Source organism: Pseudoalteromonas galatheae, assembly GCF_005886105.2.
In the GTDB taxonomy this organism is placed as follows: Bacteria; Pseudomonadota; Gammaproteobacteria; order Enterobacterales; family Alteromonadaceae; genus Pseudoalteromonas; species Pseudoalteromonas galatheae.
In genome coordinates this window covers 1,751,130-1,767,988 of record NZ_PNCO02000001.1, presented here as the reverse complement: position 1 = coordinate 1,767,988, position 16,859 = coordinate 1,751,130, and the positions used below count along the sequence as shown (strand labels likewise).

Annotated in this window: 19 protein-coding genes; 13 read left to right on the top strand and 6 right to left on the bottom strand. The window is 42.6% G+C overall.

The features are described from left to right. The first annotated feature begins 131 nt into the window (after nucleotides 1–131). From CWC29_RS07705 to CWC29_RS07690, 4 genes are all read left to right on the top strand, one after another. Nucleotides 132–884, top strand: a complete 753-nt coding sequence (locus CWC29_RS07705) for an electron transfer flavoprotein subunit beta/FixA family protein (protein ID WP_138524802.1) — start codon at nucleotides 132–134, stop codon at nucleotides 882–884. Beyond that, nucleotides 881–1,807 carry an electron transfer flavoprotein subunit alpha/FixB family protein gene (locus tag CWC29_RS07700; RefSeq protein WP_138524800.1) on the top strand — a complete coding sequence of 309 codons (927 nt, stop codon included), beginning with the start codon at nucleotides 881–883 and terminating at the stop codon, nucleotides 1,805–1,807. Before CWC29_RS07705 ends, CWC29_RS07700 begins: the two co-directional genes overlap by 4 nt. A gap of 101 nt (nucleotides 1,808–1,908) precedes the next feature. Beyond that, nucleotides 1,909–2,316, top strand: a complete 408-nt coding sequence (fos, locus tag CWC29_RS07695; protein ID WP_138524798.1) for a fosfomycin resistance glutathione transferase — start codon at nucleotides 1,909–1,911, stop codon at nucleotides 2,314–2,316. 92 nt (nucleotides 2,317–2,408) lie between these two features. Next, entirely contained in the window at nucleotides 2,409–3,263 is an 855-nt protein-coding gene (locus CWC29_RS07690) for a pirin family protein (RefSeq protein ID WP_138524796.1), read from the top strand. A gap of 44 nt (nucleotides 3,264–3,307) precedes the next feature. On the opposite strand, the gene CWC29_RS07685 is transcribed toward CWC29_RS07690, so the two are convergent. After that, nucleotides 3,308–4,378 (bottom strand): DUF3083 family protein, encoded by a 1,071-nt coding sequence (locus tag CWC29_RS07685; protein ID WP_138524794.1) that lies wholly within the window; start codon nucleotides 4,376–4,378, stop codon nucleotides 3,308–3,310. A gap of 247 nt (nucleotides 4,379–4,625) precedes the next feature. Here CWC29_RS07685 and glnS point away from each other — a divergent pair, with 247 nt between their 5' ends. From glnS to CWC29_RS07650, 7 genes are all read left to right on the top strand, one after another. Beyond that, nucleotides 4,626–6,290 carry a glutamine--tRNA ligase gene (gene glnS, locus CWC29_RS07680; protein WP_128728081.1) on the top strand — a complete coding sequence of 555 codons (1,665 nt, stop codon included), beginning with the start codon at nucleotides 4,626–4,628 and terminating at the stop codon, nucleotides 6,288–6,290. Between the two features lie 56 nt (nucleotides 6,291–6,346). Then, nucleotides 6,347–8,173: a protein kinase domain-containing protein gene (locus CWC29_RS07675; RefSeq protein ID WP_128728082.1), complete on the top strand. Its 1,827-nt coding sequence runs from the start codon at nucleotides 6,347–6,349 to the stop codon at nucleotides 8,171–8,173. A gap of 87 nt (nucleotides 8,174–8,260) precedes the next feature. Further along, the gene (locus tag CWC29_RS07670) at nucleotides 8,261–8,734 is read left to right on the top strand and encodes a DUF1203 domain-containing protein (protein WP_128728083.1); all 474 of its coding nucleotides are present in this window, start codon (nucleotides 8,261–8,263) and stop codon (nucleotides 8,732–8,734) included. A 144-nt stretch (nucleotides 8,735–8,878) separates the two neighbouring features. Beyond that, the gene (locus CWC29_RS07665) at nucleotides 8,879–10,150 is read left to right on the top strand and encodes an RNA polymerase sigma factor (protein ID WP_128728084.1); all 1,272 of its coding nucleotides are present in this window, start codon (nucleotides 8,879–8,881) and stop codon (nucleotides 10,148–10,150) included. A gap of 137 nt (nucleotides 10,151–10,287) precedes the next feature. Next, the gene (locus CWC29_RS07660) at nucleotides 10,288–11,136 is read left to right on the top strand and encodes a YciI family protein (RefSeq protein WP_128728085.1); all 849 of its coding nucleotides are present in this window, start codon (nucleotides 10,288–10,290) and stop codon (nucleotides 11,134–11,136) included. Between the two features lie 86 nt (nucleotides 11,137–11,222). Beyond that, the gene (locus CWC29_RS07655; RefSeq protein WP_128728086.1) at nucleotides 11,223–11,612 is read left to right on the top strand and encodes a YciI family protein; all 390 of its coding nucleotides are present in this window, start codon (nucleotides 11,223–11,225) and stop codon (nucleotides 11,610–11,612) included. 14 nt (nucleotides 11,613–11,626) lie between these two features. Beyond that, nucleotides 11,627–11,980: a DUF1428 domain-containing protein gene (locus tag CWC29_RS07650; RefSeq protein WP_138524792.1), complete on the top strand. Its 354-nt coding sequence runs from the start codon at nucleotides 11,627–11,629 to the stop codon at nucleotides 11,978–11,980. A gap of 67 nt (nucleotides 11,981–12,047) precedes the next feature. Here CWC29_RS07650 and fur read toward each other — a convergent pair whose 3' ends face one another. The 5 genes from fur to CWC29_RS07625 form a co-directional block, all read right to left on the bottom strand. Next, nucleotides 12,048–12,494 (bottom strand): ferric iron uptake transcriptional regulator, encoded by a 447-nt coding sequence (gene fur / locus CWC29_RS07645; protein ID WP_138524790.1) that lies wholly within the window; start codon nucleotides 12,492–12,494, stop codon nucleotides 12,048–12,050. A 103-nt stretch (nucleotides 12,495–12,597) separates the two neighbouring features. Further along, a complete protein-coding gene (gene fldA, locus CWC29_RS07640) occupies nucleotides 12,598–13,125 on the bottom strand; it encodes a flavodoxin FldA (RefSeq protein ID WP_010604714.1) in 528 nt (175 codons plus the stop codon). Between the two features lie 14 nt (nucleotides 13,126–13,139). Beyond that, entirely contained in the window at nucleotides 13,140–13,418 is a 279-nt protein-coding gene (gene ybfE / locus CWC29_RS07635; protein ID WP_010372698.1) for a LexA regulated protein, read from the bottom strand. Next, entirely contained in the window at nucleotides 13,418–13,639 is a 222-nt protein-coding gene (locus CWC29_RS07630; RefSeq protein WP_010372701.1) for a DUF2788 domain-containing protein, read from the bottom strand. The genes ybfE and CWC29_RS07630 overlap by 1 nt, the downstream gene beginning before the upstream one ends. A gap of 86 nt (nucleotides 13,640–13,725) precedes the next feature. Then, nucleotides 13,726–14,493, bottom strand: coding sequence for an alpha/beta fold hydrolase (locus CWC29_RS07625; RefSeq protein WP_128728088.1), 768 nt, complete (start codon nucleotides 14,491–14,493; stop codon nucleotides 13,726–13,728). 136 nt (nucleotides 14,494–14,629) lie between these two features. Here CWC29_RS07625 and seqA point away from each other — a divergent pair, with 136 nt between their 5' ends. Together seqA and pgm are read left to right on the top strand one after the other, a co-directional pair. Further along, nucleotides 14,630–15,178: a replication initiation negative regulator SeqA gene (gene seqA, locus CWC29_RS07620; RefSeq protein ID WP_128728089.1), complete on the top strand. Its 549-nt coding sequence runs from the start codon at nucleotides 14,630–14,632 to the stop codon at nucleotides 15,176–15,178. A 13-nt stretch (nucleotides 15,179–15,191) separates the two neighbouring features. Then, nucleotides 15,192–16,829, top strand: coding sequence for a phosphoglucomutase (alpha-D-glucose-1,6-bisphosphate-dependent) (gene pgm, locus CWC29_RS07615; protein ID WP_128728090.1), 1,638 nt, complete (start codon nucleotides 15,192–15,194; stop codon nucleotides 16,827–16,829). Nucleotides 16,830–16,859 lie beyond the last annotated feature (30 nt).

The following is a 16,859-nucleotide window of genomic DNA, read 5'->3' as shown; positions in this document are numbered from 1 at the left end:
TTAGTTTGATTTTCGTTAAACTAAGGTTATTTGAGGTTGACGTTTACGTCAACAGGAAGTAGTCTGAAACCAATAAAATAATTTGTTGACGTAGACGTCAGCTTAGAGAATAACCAGATGATGGAGTAACCATGAAAGTACTTGTGCCAATCAAACGCGTGATTGATTACAACGTAAAGGCAAGAGTCAAACCTGACAACAGTGATGTTGATTTGAGCAACGTAAAAATGGCGATCAATCCATTTTGTGAAATTGCAGTAGAAGAGGCGGTTCGTTTAAAAGAAGCGGGCACTGCAACGGAAGTTATTGCCGTATCAATTGGCGATAAAGCTTGTCAAGAGCAGTTAAGAACGGCGCTTGCACTGGGTGCAGATAAAGCAGTTCACATTGAGACAGGCGCAAAGCTTGAATCTCTGCACATCGCAAAACTACTGGCTAAGGTAGTGGAACAAGAAAGTCCAGAGCTGGTGATTCTAGGTAAACAGTCTATCGATTCTGATAATAACCAAACAGGACAAATGCTAGCAGCGTTAACTAAGCGTGCTCAAGGCACTTTTGCCTCTAAAGTTGTGGTTGAAGGCGATAAAGTGCAAGTGACGCGTGAAGTTGATGGCGGTCTGCAAACGGTGTCGCTATCACTTCCAGCGGTCGTGACAACGGATTTGCGTTTGAATGAACCTCGTTATGCTTCACTGCCAAATATCATGAAAGCTAAGCGTAAACCACTAGATGTGATCGCAGCGGATTCGCTAGGTGTCAATTTAGCACCTCGTATTGAATTGGTGAAAGTTGAAGAGCCAGCTAAGCGCTCTGGTGGCGTGGTGGTTGAGAGCGTTGAAGAGTTAGTAAACAAGTTAAAAACAGAAGCAAAGGTGATCTCATGAGCGTATTAGTTATTGCTGAGCACGAAAATGGTGTATTGAAACCTGAAACCGCTAAGGTGGTTGCTGCTGCAACAAAAATCGCAAGCGACATTACCGTATTAATTGCAGGTCACAACATTGCTGAGGCTGCCAATCACTCTGCACAGATCGCTGGCGTACAAAAGGTGGTTGCTGTTGACGATGCTTCATTCGAACATCAATTGGCAGAAAACACATCTGAGCTAGTTGTTGAATTAGCAAGTGACTTTTCACACATTTTGTTTTCAGCGTCTACCACAGGTAAAAATATCGCGCCACGTGTCGCGGCGTTACTCGACAAATCACAGATCTCAGAAATTATCGATGTGATTGATGCAGACACCTTTAAGCGTCCAATTTATGCGGGTAATGCAATTGCGACTGTAAAATCATTAGACTCTCAAAAAGTTATCACTGTGCGTGCATCAGCATTTGATGCCGTAGAGACTCAAGCAGCATGTGACATTGAGGATCGCTCGCAAAGTATAGCCTCTCAAGTGAGTGAGTTTGTGAGCATTGAACAAACTGAATCTGAGCGCCCTGAATTAACTGCGGCACCGGTTGTTATTTCAGGCGGCCGTGGTATGCAAAACGGTGAAAATTTTGCCTTGCTAAATGGTATTGCTGACAAACTAGGGGCTGCAATTGGTGCATCGCGTGCTGCTGTTGACGCGGGCTTTGTGCCTAATGATATGCAAGTTGGCCAAACCGGTAAGATTGTGGCGCCTAACTTATATATTGCAGTTGGGATCAGCGGCGCTATTCAACACCTTGCAGGTATGAAAGATTCTAAGGTCATTGTTGCTATCAACAGAGATCCAGAGGCCCCGATTTTCCAAGTGGCTGATTATGGCCTTGTTGCGGATCTATTTGATGCGTTACCAGAGCTTGAACAGGCATTGTAACGCTTCTTTTTGTAGCTAGCCTACATCAAGAAAAATAATTCTGGTTGTTAAAGCCGTTGTACCTTTGGTCGCGGCTTTTTTCGTGTCTAGCTGGACGAGAAATGCTTACAGGTATAAATCACATTACAATAGCAGTATCTAACCTAAACATATCACTGAATTTTTACTGCGGCTTGTTAGGATTCGAGCTTTGGGTAACTTGGGACAAAGGGGCATATTTAACGCTTGGTGACGTATGGCTTTGCTTATCTTTAGGTGAGATATCTCCAAGCTCAGATTACAGTCATATAGCGTTCAATATTGCTGCCGAAGACTTTACAACTTTTTCTAAAACAGTATTGGAATACGGGGTTGGCGTATGGCAGCAAAATAGCAGCGAAGGAGACTCGCTCTATATTTATGACCCCGATCATCACAAACTCGAGATCCATAGTGGTAGTTTGCAAAGTCGGTTAAAAAGTTTGCAGCAGCAACCATATTCAGGCCTCACTTGGCACAAAGCGGTGTGATTCTATTTTCTAGAATGCTTGTATCTTTAATTGCGCATTTTACTTCTGGTTACTGAGCTCCATAATAAAACAAAACATGATGGAGCAAAGTAATGGCAATTCAACTAAATGGCAAAGCACATGACATCGGTGGTCTCTCAGTAAACCGCGTACTTCCACAGCGTGCGAAACGTATGGTAGGTCCATTTATCTTTTTTGATCAAATGGGACCCGGCAAATTCAGTATTGGTGATGGTATAGATGTCAGGCCGCATCCGCATATTGGGCTTGCAACCCTCACTTATTTGTTTGAAGGTAACTTGCTCCATCGAGATTCTCTTGGTAATCAACTTGAGATCCATCCAGGGGATGTGAATTGGATGGTGGCAGGGCGCGGTATTGTGCACTCGGAGAGAGAATCGTTTGAAACTAAAGCGCAACCACATGCTATTCATGGTTTGCAATGCTGGGTGGTGCTACCGGAAGAAAATGCTGAAGTTGAGCCCAGTTTCTCACATATAAACCGTTTTGATTTGCCGACTAGGCAACTAGAAGGGGTGATGGCTAGGGTCATTATCGGCAGTGCGTATGGTTTGCATTCTCCTGTCCCAACATTTTCACCTATGTTTTATGTTGATGTGATGGCAAAAGCTGGCGGACATATTGAAAGGCCTGATCAGACACAAGAAGTTGGTGTATATGTGATTTACGGCGAAGTGGTGGTGTCTAATAACTCATATTGTGCAGGCTCATTTGTATTGCTTGAAGACGACGACGCGCAATTACATTTCAATGAGAATAGCAGAGTGGTATTGCTCGGTGGAGAGGCGTTTAAAAAAGCCCCTTATATTGATTGGAACTTTGTTTCTTTTAGTAAATCCCGTATTGAACAAGCGAAGCAAGATTGGCGTGAGGGTAGGTTCGATATGATCCCCGGTGATAAATTGGAGCATATTCCTTTGCCTTAGGGTGATAAAAGTACACCCTAATAGAACACGCTCCCTTTTATCTATTAATAGTCGTAACTAATATGCTGGAAGAAGCGAACGTTGATATCTTGCTTTTCAATATTAACGGGAAGTTGTGCAACAAAGCGCTTAATCGCCGTTTCTACGTGATTCATAAAACGACCATAGCCCATGTCTTTTTTGTCTTTGTCATTGGCGACGATGACAAAGCGAATGGTATCCACTAGGTTTGCTTCGTTAAACAGCGAGTAAATTTGATTGTCACCGGAGCCGGTATCAAAACTCAGCTTTTGTAGTTCTCGGTTAGTATCAGACTTATCGATTTTGGCGCTTCTGACAATAGGTAAACGGCCATCGGCTACCATGGCTACCATATTGAGCTGTTTATCATTGCAAGAAGACAGAAATGCATCTTCCAGTGTGCGATAGAATTGTCCGTAGTCACCCGGGCGCATTTGGCTTTGGAACTCTGTTTTTATTGCTCGTGACACTGGAATGTTAAAGGTTGCATAGGTCATTTCGCTATATTCTTCTGGTAACGTGCAGTTTCTGGCTTGATAACGAGGGTAAAGCGCCCGTAACTTATAGCCATACGACTCTTTGTCACCTTTCGCTTTGGCAAAAAGGTCATAAGTTAAATGTTGGTGATCTCGCACTCTAAATTGAGGTTCTACCGGAGAAAAGCCTTCTTTAAGTGCATCAAGTACCTTTTTCACTTTGCTGTGAAAAGTCGCCGCATTGGCGCGTAATTCATTTCCCGTGGCTAAAAATAATAAGCGAATTTTACGTGCTTGGTATCCGTCATTGAGATAAGTCTGATGCGCTTCGTGGAACTTAGGGTTATAGAAAAACAAAATCTGCTTTTCCGTTTGCATGGTATAGGCTTCATCGTGGTAACGCACTACAGGTAATTTGTCGTTTGCGATGACATGCACATTATGCAATTCATATTCGTCGCAAAGCGCGAACAGCTGACGAGACAAACGCTCGTAACAGGCGCTACTGGAGTCAAAACATGCATAGAATGCATCATCTGGTTTAAACTCAGCAAGAATATAGTGATTGTTTCTAGCCTTAGTTGATATATAAACACGATTCAAATTCATTGAAGCCATTACTTTGTCCTTTCCTCGGTAGCGAGACTTAAGCGTTATTAGCGTTATAAACACTGAGATGGCGAAACTATAGGATGAAGTTGTGACGGAAATATTGCGCTAGAACAAAATTTGTCACAAAAAACTGATGAACATTTAACCAAATGAATAAATCCTGATACAGCGCAGATAATTGCTGTAAGTTCTGCTGAGTTTTTGTAATAATGCCGAGGTTAACTAAGAGCATAATTCAGAGGAAAGATTTCCTATGGCGGAAACTGAAAATCGCCCATCAAACTTTATTCGCAACATTATCGATGCGGATCTTGCCAGTGGCAAACATGCGTCTACGCACACACGTTTTCCACCTGAGCCAAATGGCTTTTTACATATTGGCCATGCTAAATCAATTTGCTTAAATTTTGGTATTGCCCAGGACTATCAAGGTAAGTGCAACTTACGTTTTGACGATACCAACCCAGAAAAAGAAGACATAAACTACGTTAAGTCGATCCAAGAAGACGTACAGTGGCTAGGTTTCGAATGGGATGGCGAAATTTGCTATTCATCAAACTACTTTGACAAGTTGTATAGTTATGCCGTAGAGCTAATTGAAAACGGTAAAGCGTATGTCTGTTTTTTATCTCCAGAGCAAGCGCGCGAGTATCGCGGTACGTTGACTGAGCCTGGCAAAAACAGCCCTTATCGTGATACTTCACCTGAAGAGAACTTAGCCTTATTCGAAAAAATGAGAAATGGCGAGTTTAAAGAAGGTGAATGTGTACTTCGCGCTAAGATTGACATGGCAAGCTCATTTATGGTGCTTCGCGACCCTATCATCTATCGTGTACGTTTTGCACACCATCATCAAACTGGTGATAAGTGGTGCATCTATCCGATGTATGACTTTACGCACTGTATTTCCGATGCGCTTGAAGGGATCACACATTCACTTTGTACATTAGAATTCCAAGATAACCGCCGTTTGTACGACTGGGTGCTAGATAACATCAGCATCGAGTGTCATCCACAGCAAATCGAGTTTTCTCGTTTAAATCTTGAATACACGGTAATGTCAAAGCGTAAGCTTAATGACTTGGTTGTTAATAACCATGTTGAAGGGTGGGATGACCCGCGCATGCCGACAATTGCAGGGCTTCGTCGTCGTGGTTATACACCAGCTGCAATTCGCGAATTTTGTAAGCGCATTGGCGTAACCAAAATGGACAACATGGTTGAAATGGGCATGCTAGAAGCGTGTATCCGTGACGACTTAAACGAAAATGCACCACGCGCCATGGCGGTACTTGACCCGGTTAAGCTAATCATTGAAAACTTTGATGCAGATAAAGTTGAAATGCTACAAGCGCCTAATCACCCAACTTTAGACATGGGCGAGCGTGAGCTACCGTTTACGCGCGAAGTCTACATTGAACAAGAAGATTTCCGTGTAGAAGCGAATAAAAAGTTCAAGCGTTTGGTGCTAGGTAAAGAAGTGCGTCTTCGTAATGCCTATGTGATTAAAGCTGAGCGCATTGAAGAAGACGAAAACGGTAATATTACGACAATCTACTGTAGTTACGACCCTGATACTTTGGGTAAAAACCCAGAAGATGGTCGCAAGGTGAAAGGCGTAATTCACTGGGTATCTGCTTCACATTGTATTGAAGCGCCAGTGCGTCAGTATGACCGCCTATTTACGGTACCAAACCCTGCGGCTGCTGAAGATTTCACGGAAGTATTAAACCCAGACTCTTTGGTAACCATTGCAAATGCAAAACTTGAGCCTGCGCTTGCAAACGCTAAGCCTGAACAAGGTTATCAGTTTGAGCGTTTAGGTTACTTCTGTCGGGATAACAAGTCAGAAGCGCTAATGTTTAACCAAACTGTTGGTCTACGTGATTCGTGGGCTAAGATAGAACAGCAAGGTTAACACTCAATGAGGTCGGCTTATGTCGACCTTTTTTATTGCTTTTTCTGCGTAAAATTATGTCTGAAAAATCCATCCAACACTTCTATATCAACGAACAGCAGTCCATCTACTTACTGTCTCATCATGATGCAAAAAAGCACCGTCAATGGCTGAATATCTGTAAAAAACAATTGAGCCAACTTGGCTATAAACATGTTGAGGTAATTGGCTCTGGTGCATTTGGTTTCGTATTTGCTGGTACAAGTGATATGGGTAAAGACTGGGTGTTTAAATTTTCTCGGATCACGCTTGCCCAAAGTGTGCGTGATAGGCTTGAAGATGAAGGCTATATGTTGTCGCAAATTGACAACCCGATGGTGCCAAACTTCTATGCCTTCGAGCGAGTAAAAAAGCAAGGCATTTTGATGATGGAGCGTGCCCCAGGTGAAGATTTAGAAAAGATCTCACTCAAAAAGGGCCGTTTTAAAGCGCATGAGTTGGTAAGCCTCGCGTTAAAACTCAGAAATGTATTGGTTGATTTGCGCGAGCGTCGCAACGGTATGTCTCCGCAGCCCATAGTTCATGGAGATATTAAGCCATCTAATATCGTTTGGGATGAAGCTTCCGATGGTTTCTCTTTGGTTGATTGGGGAAGCTCAGTCTATGCTCAGGTGGACGTACATGGCGAGCCTATCGCTAGCAATATCATGGATTTAATGTCATCTGATGTAAGTACGACCAACGCTCGGATGGGAGATGTGTATTTTATTGGTGATGAACAAATGTCGGGTGCACAATCTTCTCCTCGTTTTGATGAGCAAGGCGTTGCATCGACGATTTATGCACTGGCTAGCGCACAATCATGTCGCTTTGGTGCTCAGGTCATCCCTGCTAGCGCTTTGGGGCTGCCAAAAGTATTTGCGCAAGTGCTAGATGGCATGCTTAGCAAAGACAAAGCAACGAGAGATAGCGCAGGGGATTACTTTGTTCGTAATATGCCTGCAATGGCAAAAATGTATTTACCTGATTTAACGCTGTCAGAGAAAAAATCCCGCATTCCTTTTTGGACCTATGAAACCTCAGTTAAGCCTGAAACGGTCGTCTACAGCTCACGCAAGCAGTTTTTGCGTCGTGCTGATGATAAACACAATCTAAGAGACGTAAACGACGCGCAATTAGATAGATATTATAAAGAGTTTTTGTTCGATACCGGCGATACTGAGAAAGCCTTTTTGGCCTCAATTAGCAGACTGGCAAAATACCCAGTGGTTGGTGGTCTCAGTTTTCACTGGAAAGACGTGCAGTTATTTGTTGAGTCGAGTCTTATTTTACATGACGAAACATTGAGTCTTGCATTTAAAGACGCGTTAAACGCTACCGTAATGCTCGCGCAGGGAATAAAACAAAAAGGTTTGTTTAAATGTTGTTTGTTCGACGCGCGACAAACTATTCAATTGACTCGTGACGGCACTGGTGCATTCCAATTTGACCATCTGCCAGAACTAGAGTTTAGCATTAGCGATATTTCGAGCAATGAAATTACACGCCCGCATTCATACTTTGAAGACGGTAAAGATCCAGACGAGCAACTGCAGCTGCCAAGACAGATAATTCAATGCGTGTTCGAGTTAAACCAGATCCATCATACAGGTTGCATCATTTTTGAATCGTTGCAAGATAGGATGAAAATTCATTATTACTATCGGCTACTTGATGCTAATAAAGAGGCGCAATTTAAGGCGCTACTGACTCGGATCATGCAATATGCGGTTAGTATTCAAGATTATGGCGTAGCAGGGTTTATGAAGCTGCCCTATAAAAATACACGTGAGTTTGCTCTATGCGATCGTCAGCCTGACTTTTTCTTTCCCAAAAACCCCAAAACATTTGTTGTTAACACTTAGGTGCTACTTAGGTGTTAGTACCACTTCTGGCCAGTCATTAACTACTAATTCTTTACACTAATTATAGTGAAAGCAGGAGTGGTAAACATGACAACACAATTTCAAATTAACGCGATTGATTACAAACAATTTAAGCATTTATTTTCTTTAAGTGATGAAGAACTAGCGGCATTACATGCCAAGAAGCTCATGGTTGACGCTAAACCCGGCTATCCTTGTCGTGTTTCCCTACAAGAAGCCGAGATTGGGGAGGTGGTGTTGTTATTACAATATCAGCACCATACTACTTTATCGCCATATCGCTCTTCTGGGCCTATCTTTGTGAGGGAAAATGCAGTACTGGCAGAGCCTAAAGTAAATGAAGTGCCAGAAATCTTGCAAACCAGATCACTGTCCATCAGGGCCTACGACAGTTTGGGTGTAATGATTGAGGCGCAAATCGTAAAAGGAATGGAAGTTAAAGACTGCCTCCATACCATATTGGATGACCATAAAATCGAATATGTGCATATTCACAATGCAAGCCCCGGTTGCTTTAATTGCATAGCGCGCAGAGTATAGGAAAAAGAAGGTGGATCTGCCCAGGCTAAAACCAATCTGTTGAGCCTTTCAGAGTTGATGGTGTCAAGTTGAGGCTCTTACTGATTTATGAAATAGTGACTATACCAATTCAAATGGTTATAACCTAGCTGACGAAAGAAAGTGATGAGCAATCAACTCGCTTGCGATAGCAATGCTATTCGTAAGTCTATAGAAGTGCTGTACAAGCAAGAAAGCCGGAAAATTTATGCCACACTGATCCGCCTTCTAGGTGACTTTGAGTTAGCAGAAGAAGCATTGCAAGACGCGTTTAATATGGCGTTAAAACACTGGCCTACTCAAGGCATGCCAGAAAACCCAGTCCCTTGGCTGATTTCTACTGGTCGTTTTAAAGCCATTGATGCAATACGCAAACAGCAACGTCAAAGAGAAAAGCTAGAAGTTGCTACTGAAGTGGATGAGCTTTCTGATATCGCAGGTCAAGCCCAAGAGCAAAACGCCAATGTAATTGAAGACGACCAACTGCGGTTAATTTTTACTTGTTGCCATCCAGCGATTGATCCTAAAGTACAAGTTGCGCTTACTCTGCGGGAGGTCTGTGGACTAACAACAGAGGAAATTGCCAGTGCATTTTTGGTGTCTAACACAACAATGGCACAACGAATTGTGCGCGGCAAAGCGAAGATCCGTGATGCCCGTATTCCGTTCGAGCTGCCAGACGACACTGACTTTAACAACCGACTTGATGCGGTGCTCACGGTTATCTATCTGGTCTTTAATGAAGGGTATTCTGCAACACAAGGCGAACTTGCAATACGCAGTGAACTGACTTCGGAGGCCATCCGCTTAACTCGTTTACTTTATTCTCTAACGCCAGATCCAGAAGTGGCGGGGCTACTCGCCTTGATGCTCTTGAATGATGCTAGAAAGGCGGCGCGCACCAATGCTAGCGGTGACATCATTTTACTGGAAGATCAAGACCGAAGCCTTTGGAGTAAAGGTATGATTGCAGAAGGTACGCAGTTGATCGCTGAAATAATGCGCGCCGGTGAATATGGCTTTTACACCATTCAGGCGGCTATCTCTGCGACTCATGCTGTGGCGACAACCGCAGAGGCGACAGATTGGTCACAGATTGTTGAATTATACGCTCAGCTACACCAAGTGAGCCCGTCTCCTGTTATCGAGCTCAACCAAGCGGTTGCAATCGCTATGAAAGAGGGACCAGATGCGGGTATTACCGTGATAGAGCGGCTATTTGAGCACAAAGAAATGCAAAGGTATCACTTGGCTCATGCGGCTTATGGCGAACTATTATCTCGTGCTGGCAGAACGGCTAGTGCGATTAATGCATTTAAAACGGCTCTCAATTTAACAACGCAATTACCAGAGCAAAGGGTTCTCAAACAAAAGCTTCTCAAGCTCGGTGAAAATTAATTAAGAAAATTCTCCTTACTTTGTCGATCTCTAGAGAGTGCATTCGACTAGAGTGTATAGAGCACTTTATTTATCAAAACCGCAGGTAATCTTTGGTTATTCAGCTCTATTTATGAAAGATATCAGGAGAATTGACGATGAAAGTAATGGTGATTGTAAAAGCAAGTGAAGGGTCTGAAGCAGGGGGGCTACCAACCGCGGAATTAATGGCTGCGATGGGAGAATTCAATAATGCATTAGTTGATGCTGGAATAATGACTTCTGGTGACGGTTTGAAGCCGAGTAAAGAGGGAGTTCGCGTTCGTTTTAAAGGCGAAGAGCGCATTGTAACTAAAGGGCCTTTTGCAGAGACTAATGAGTTAATTGCAGGTTATTGGGTATGGGAAGTAACATCAATGGAAGAGGCGCTAGAATGGGTTAAGCGCTGCCCTAATCCTATGAATGAGGAATCTGATATTGAAGTTAGACCGTTTTATGAAATGGCTGATTTTGCAGGTATCGACCCCTGCGGCGAAATCCTAGAAGACGAAGAACAATTAAGACAAAAGATTGCGATGCAAACCGCGCATGTTTGCAATTATTTATTCTTTGCAGGGCGTACCGAAGAGGCACTTGAATACTATCAACAGCATCTATGTGCCAAAGTCGGTCTGCTTATGCGTTTTAACGAAAGTCCAGATCCTATTCCTGATGGTGCGATACCAGAAAACTTCTCAGATAAAGTAATGCACTGTGAGTTTAGTATTGGCGATATGAATATTTTTGCATCTGACGGCTGTGGTGGTGATGCACCGTTTGCAGGATTTAGTCTGTCTATAACAATTGATTCTGAACAAGAAGCTCACCGAGCATTTAATGCGCTAGCCGATGGTGGTACGGTCAAAATGCCATTACAAGAAACATTTTGGTCCCCCCTGTATGGTCAGGTCGTTGATAAATTCGGTGTGGCGTGGATGGTGATGTTACCCAGTAACGCTGCTAATTAACCTTGATCACGAAATAGCTAAGTTAAAAGCGAGCAGCATAAGACGCTAGCTATTCAGATACCAATTAATAAGGAGCTGGACATACTATGAAATATGTAGCTTTGGTTTATTACGATGAACAATCAATGGAAAAGCTCTCACAAGATGAATGGGACGCACTGAATCGTGAATGCATCGCGTGTGGAGAATCATTAAAAGAGCGCAAGCAGATGATAGGCGGTAACGCCTTACTCTCAACTCAAAGTGCGACAACACTACGGATACGAGCGGGTAAAGTCGATATTACCGATGGTCCATTCGCAGAGACTAAAGAGCAGCTTGCGGGCTTTTATTTACTTGATGTTAAAGATCTAAATGAGGCCATCCAAGCGGCTAGCAAAATTCCGCCAGCGCGTTATGGCAGCATTGAAATTCGGCCTGTTCGCGAGTTGCAAGACGAGAATAATGTCAGCTATGAAGCACAAAGACGAGGATAATAGAGAGGTCAAAAATGAGTTATATCGATGGTTTTTTATGTGCTGTACCCACCAATAAACGTGAAGAATATCAAGCGCACGCCAGTAAAGCGGCAAAAGTGTTTAAAAAATTTGGAGCAGAGCGCGTTGTCGAGGCCTGGGGGGATGATGTTCCTGATGGAACGCTTACCTCTTTTCCACTGGCTGTAAAGTGTAAGCCTGATGAAACTGTGGTGTTTTCCTGGATCACTTGGCCTTCAAAAGAAGTCCGTGATGCTGGAATGGCAGAAGTATTTAAAGATCCTATTTGCGATCAAGAAGCTAATCCAATGCCGTTTGATGGCAAAAGGCTTATCTATGGTGGCTTTAGGACAATTGTGGAATGCTGAGCTACTCTACAAAAAAGCCAGCAACTTGTGCTGGCTTAATAATGCTTAAATAGGCGAAAAGGGTAGGTTAATTACCATTTTCCTCAGCGTACTTTTTGCACGCTTCTTTATCTTCACACTCACCATAAAGGTATAGTGAATGGTTAGTCAGTTTGATACCATTGCTGCTAGCAATTTCTTCTTGGCGTGTTTCAATAACGTCATCCTCGAATTCGACAACTTTGCCGCATTTCAAACATACCAAGTGATCATGGTGAGTGCTGCCAGACAGCTCGAAAACAGATTTACCGCCTTCAAAGTGGTGACGTGTTACAATACCAGCATCATCAAATTGGTTTAGTACGCGATATACCGTAGCTAGGCCAATTTCTTCACCTTTGTCTAATAAGATCTTGTACACATCTTCTGCGCTGATGTGCTGATTATCAGGAGACTGAAGGATCTCTAAAATTTTGATGCGTGGAAGCGTTACTTTTAAACCAGCCTTTTTAAGCTCTAAGTTGTGATCAGTCATTAAATCTGTCTCAATCTGTTAGTTATAATTTGTCTTAGGTCAATATTCACGACGCTATACCTAAGAATAACTTGCTCGGGCAGCAAGTGCAAAGCAAATGGAATTAATCTTCCAGCTCGCTTAAGCACATTTCATCATATACTTGTGCACACCATTGTTTAACACGTTGCTCTGTTAGTTCAGGCTGACGGTCTTCATCAATACCAAGACCAACAAACTTACCGTCTTCAACGACAGCTTTTGACGCTTCAAAATCATAACCATCGGTAGACCAATGACCAACCACAATTGCTCCGCGCTCGGTAACTATGTCATTAACCATGCCCATCGCGTCAAGGAAATACTCTGCGTAATCTTCCTGATCGCCACAGCCAAAAATTGCAACTAACTTACCTTCGAAATCGACTTCTTCAAGCTCAGGGAAAAAATCATCCCAATCACACTGTGCTTCGCCGTAATACCAAGTTGGAATACCGAATAGTAGTAAATCAAATTCGGCAATCTCTTCCTTACTGCTTTTAGCAATATCTTTTACGTCTACGAGCTTTTTACCCAGCTCTTTTTGAATCATTTTAGCAACGTGTTCTGTGTTACCAGTATCACTGCCGAAAAAAATACCTACGCTTGCCATTAATTGCTTACCTTCTATCTATTAACCGCTAACTTTTCTTGTAAGATGGTCTCGATGAGTGCACTTCGACTAATGTTTTGCGACTCTGCCATATCACTTAGCGCTTGATACAACTCTGATGAAACCTTAAATTCTACTCTTTTCAGGCCACGAGCACGATCTCTTTTGATTTGATTGCGCTTGTTAACCTTTAACTGCACTTCTCGTGGCAGTGGATTTGTCTTGGGACGTCCGGGACGTTTTTCATTTTCAAATAGGTCGATAGTGGTTCTATCTGTTTCAGCCTTGGCCATTATCCAACACCTGCGCCTTGCCAAAACACCTGGATCAAGCCTTTAGCAATAAATCCAGAACAGCCTAGAAATAACACTAGCCATACGATGTAGCGTCCGAACTTTGGTACATCACCTTTTTTCAGTACGTCCTGAATAGCCATACCGATGAAAAAGAATATACCAGCTAGTGCAAACCATAGCCCTAGCGTTTCAAATTCATTTATAAATTGACTGACCATCTGAGCTCTACTCAATACTTAAACGGCGGCTACTATATCACAACCTAAATGCATAAATTAAGTTTATAACGGTAATTCGATTCGTTTTATTGAAGAAAATCAATAATTGAGCGATTTACTGCTTCAGGTTTTTCTGCGTGTAGCCAATGGCCTGCACCTTGAATTATTTTTGCTCGCGCATTTGGAAAAGAGCGAGCTATTGCATCCCTATGCTCAGGCAGGATGTAGTCAGAATTATTCCCTTTAATAAACAAAGTATCGCACAAACAGGAATGAGTTTCATTAATGTTTGATGTAATTGTATCGTATTTTTCAGTAATTACGTCTAAATTAAAACGCCAAGCAAGTTTGCCTTGTTCATTTTTTGCTAAACTTTTGAGCAAAAACTGACGCACGCCGACTGTTTCAATATACTGCGACATGATGGCATCTGCTTCACTACGACTGGATACATCACTTTCTTGTACTTCGTTCAGCGCAGTAATTATTGCATCATGCCTAGAGTGATAATCAACAGGTGCAATATCTAATACGACAAGTTTGTTGACGCTTTCAGGGAATAATTGGGCAAATTGCATTACCACTTTACCACCCATCGAATGGCCAACGAGGTTTACTTTATCCAGCTCTAACTCTTCCATTAGCGCCTTGACGTCATTTGCCATTATTGGATAGGACATTTGCCCATCATGAAAAGAGCGACCGTGATTTCTCAAATCGACATTAATCACATTGAAATGTTCGGCAAGTGCTTTTGCCACCACATTTACATTTTCCAAAGAACCAAATAGTCCGTGCATAACAAATACACTAGGTTTGGCTTGGTCGCCAATTTGTTGATAGTTTAACTGCATAAATCCTCCAAATTTGGCGCTAATTGTGACATCGAAGAGTAAAAATGCAAAGCCATAGAGTAATAAGTTAAATTTGGATATACTAAGTGGCAATTGAAATGAGTTGCTCCTAATTAGCATAGATGACAGGAAACGCATGAAAAAGATAGAAATAGATGACGAGCTATATCAATACATTGCAAGTAACACACAAAGTATTGGAGAAAGTGCTTCTGAGATTTTGCGTCGTTTATTAAAACTTACTCCTGGGACAGAATCTAAACCCGTCGTACAGCAGGAAGAAAAACAAGTACAAGAATTGGCCGCTGAGTCGCAAACAAAAACACCAAACCAAACGGTAAAGCCAGCAGCGAATGTCTTTAATATTCTTAATAAAGAAGAGCTCGCAATGCAAAAGGGCGTAGTCGGGCGCTTTTTGTTTATCCTATCCGCGCTCCATCGTACACATAAATCCGAATTTAATAATGTGCTTGAAATTAAGGGTCGCGATAGAATTTATTTTGCTACGAGTAAAAATGCACTACTCGAAAGTGGCAGCAGTATGAACCCGAAAAATATCGCAGACAGCGAATATTGGGTGATGACAAATTCAAATACGACTAGAAAGAAAATGATGCTTCATGAAGTAGCTAAGGTGTTAGGTTACACAGATGAAGCTGCCGAGAAAATTAGAGACTACCTATAAGTAAGGAAATCTTATGGCGATCCATCCACAAGCTGGCAACAAGGTATCGAAAGAATTATTGGTAAATGTACCAAAATTGGTTTCATCGTACTATTTAAATGAGCCTGATTTAGAAGCACATCCAGAGCATTGTGTCGCCTTTGGCACAAGTGGTCACCGAGGTTGCTCACTTAATTTTAAGTTTAATGAGTCGCATATTCTGGCCATCACTCAAGCGATTTGTGACTACCGTAAAAACAATAATATTTACGGTCCGCTTTTTCTTGGTAAAGACACTCATGCGTTGTCGGAGGCCGCTTTTAACTCGGCTATTGAGGTTTTGGTTGCCAACGAAGTGCAAGTTATCACACAACAAAATGATGACTACACTCCAACCCCAGTGATCAGTCATGCGATTGTCTCGCACAATTTAACCAATCCACACGAACTTGCAGATGGTATTGTGGTGACGCCATCACATAACCCGCCAGAAGATGGCGGGTTCAAATATAACCCACCAAATGGTGGACCTGCCGATACTGATGTTACCAAGTGGATTGAAGATAGAGCTAATCAGCTACTACTTGAAGATTTGGTTGAAGTTGAGTTATTCCCGTTTGCAAAAGCGAGAAGATCTGGATTTATCAAGTATGAAGATCTGATCACGCCATATGTCGAAGACTTGGGTAATATAATTGATATGGAAGCTATTGCTCGAGCCGGAGTTAATATTGGTGTGGATCCTCTTGGTGGTTCAGGTGTTAATTTCTGGCCGGTGATCGCCAAACACTATGACTTGAAGCTCACGGTTGTAAATGACGTTGTAGACCCGAGTTTTTCTTTTATGCCACTAGATAAAGACGGCAAGGTGCGGATGGATTGTTCATCGCCTTTTGCGATGGCTAATTTGATAGCACTAAAAGACGACTACGATATCGGTATTGGTAATGACCCAGACTTCGACAGACATGGCATTGTCACGCCTGATGGCCTGATGAATCCTAATCACTTTTTAGCGGTTGCAATTGATTACCTCATTAAACACCGAGGCTGGAAGAGCTCAGTAAAAATCGGTAAAACTTTGGTATCTAGTGCCATGATTGACAAAGTGTGTGGCGCAAATGGTCGAGAAGTTTACGAAGTGCCAGTTGGCTTTAAATGGTTTGTAGACGGTTTAGCGGCTGGAGAACTCGCGTTTGGTGGTGAAGAGAGTGCTGGCGCTGCGTTTTTAAGAAAAGATGGCACTACATGGTGTACAGATAAAGACGGTTTTATCATGGGGTTACTTGCCGCTGAAATCCAAGCTGTTACCGGTAAATCGCCATCTCAGCATTATCGCGCTTTTGAACAAGCATTTGGCGCACCTGTATACAAACGTATCGATGCACCCGCAAGTACTGAGCAAAAAGCAAAGCTCAAGGCATTGAGTGCGGACAACATTAAGGCGGACACCCTAGCAGGTGATAAAATTACTCAGATATTAACCAATGCCCCTGGTAACGGCGCGGCTATCGGTGGCCTTAAAGTCGTTACCGAAAACGGTTGGTTTGCGGCGCGTCCATCGGGCACTGAAGATATCTACAAAATTTATCTTGAATCATTTAAAGGTGAAGCGCATTTAGCTGAACTTGAACATGAGGCAAAGACATTGGTTGACTCAGTGATTAGTTAACAAAAAGCTTCTACAAGCCATACTCCTCGT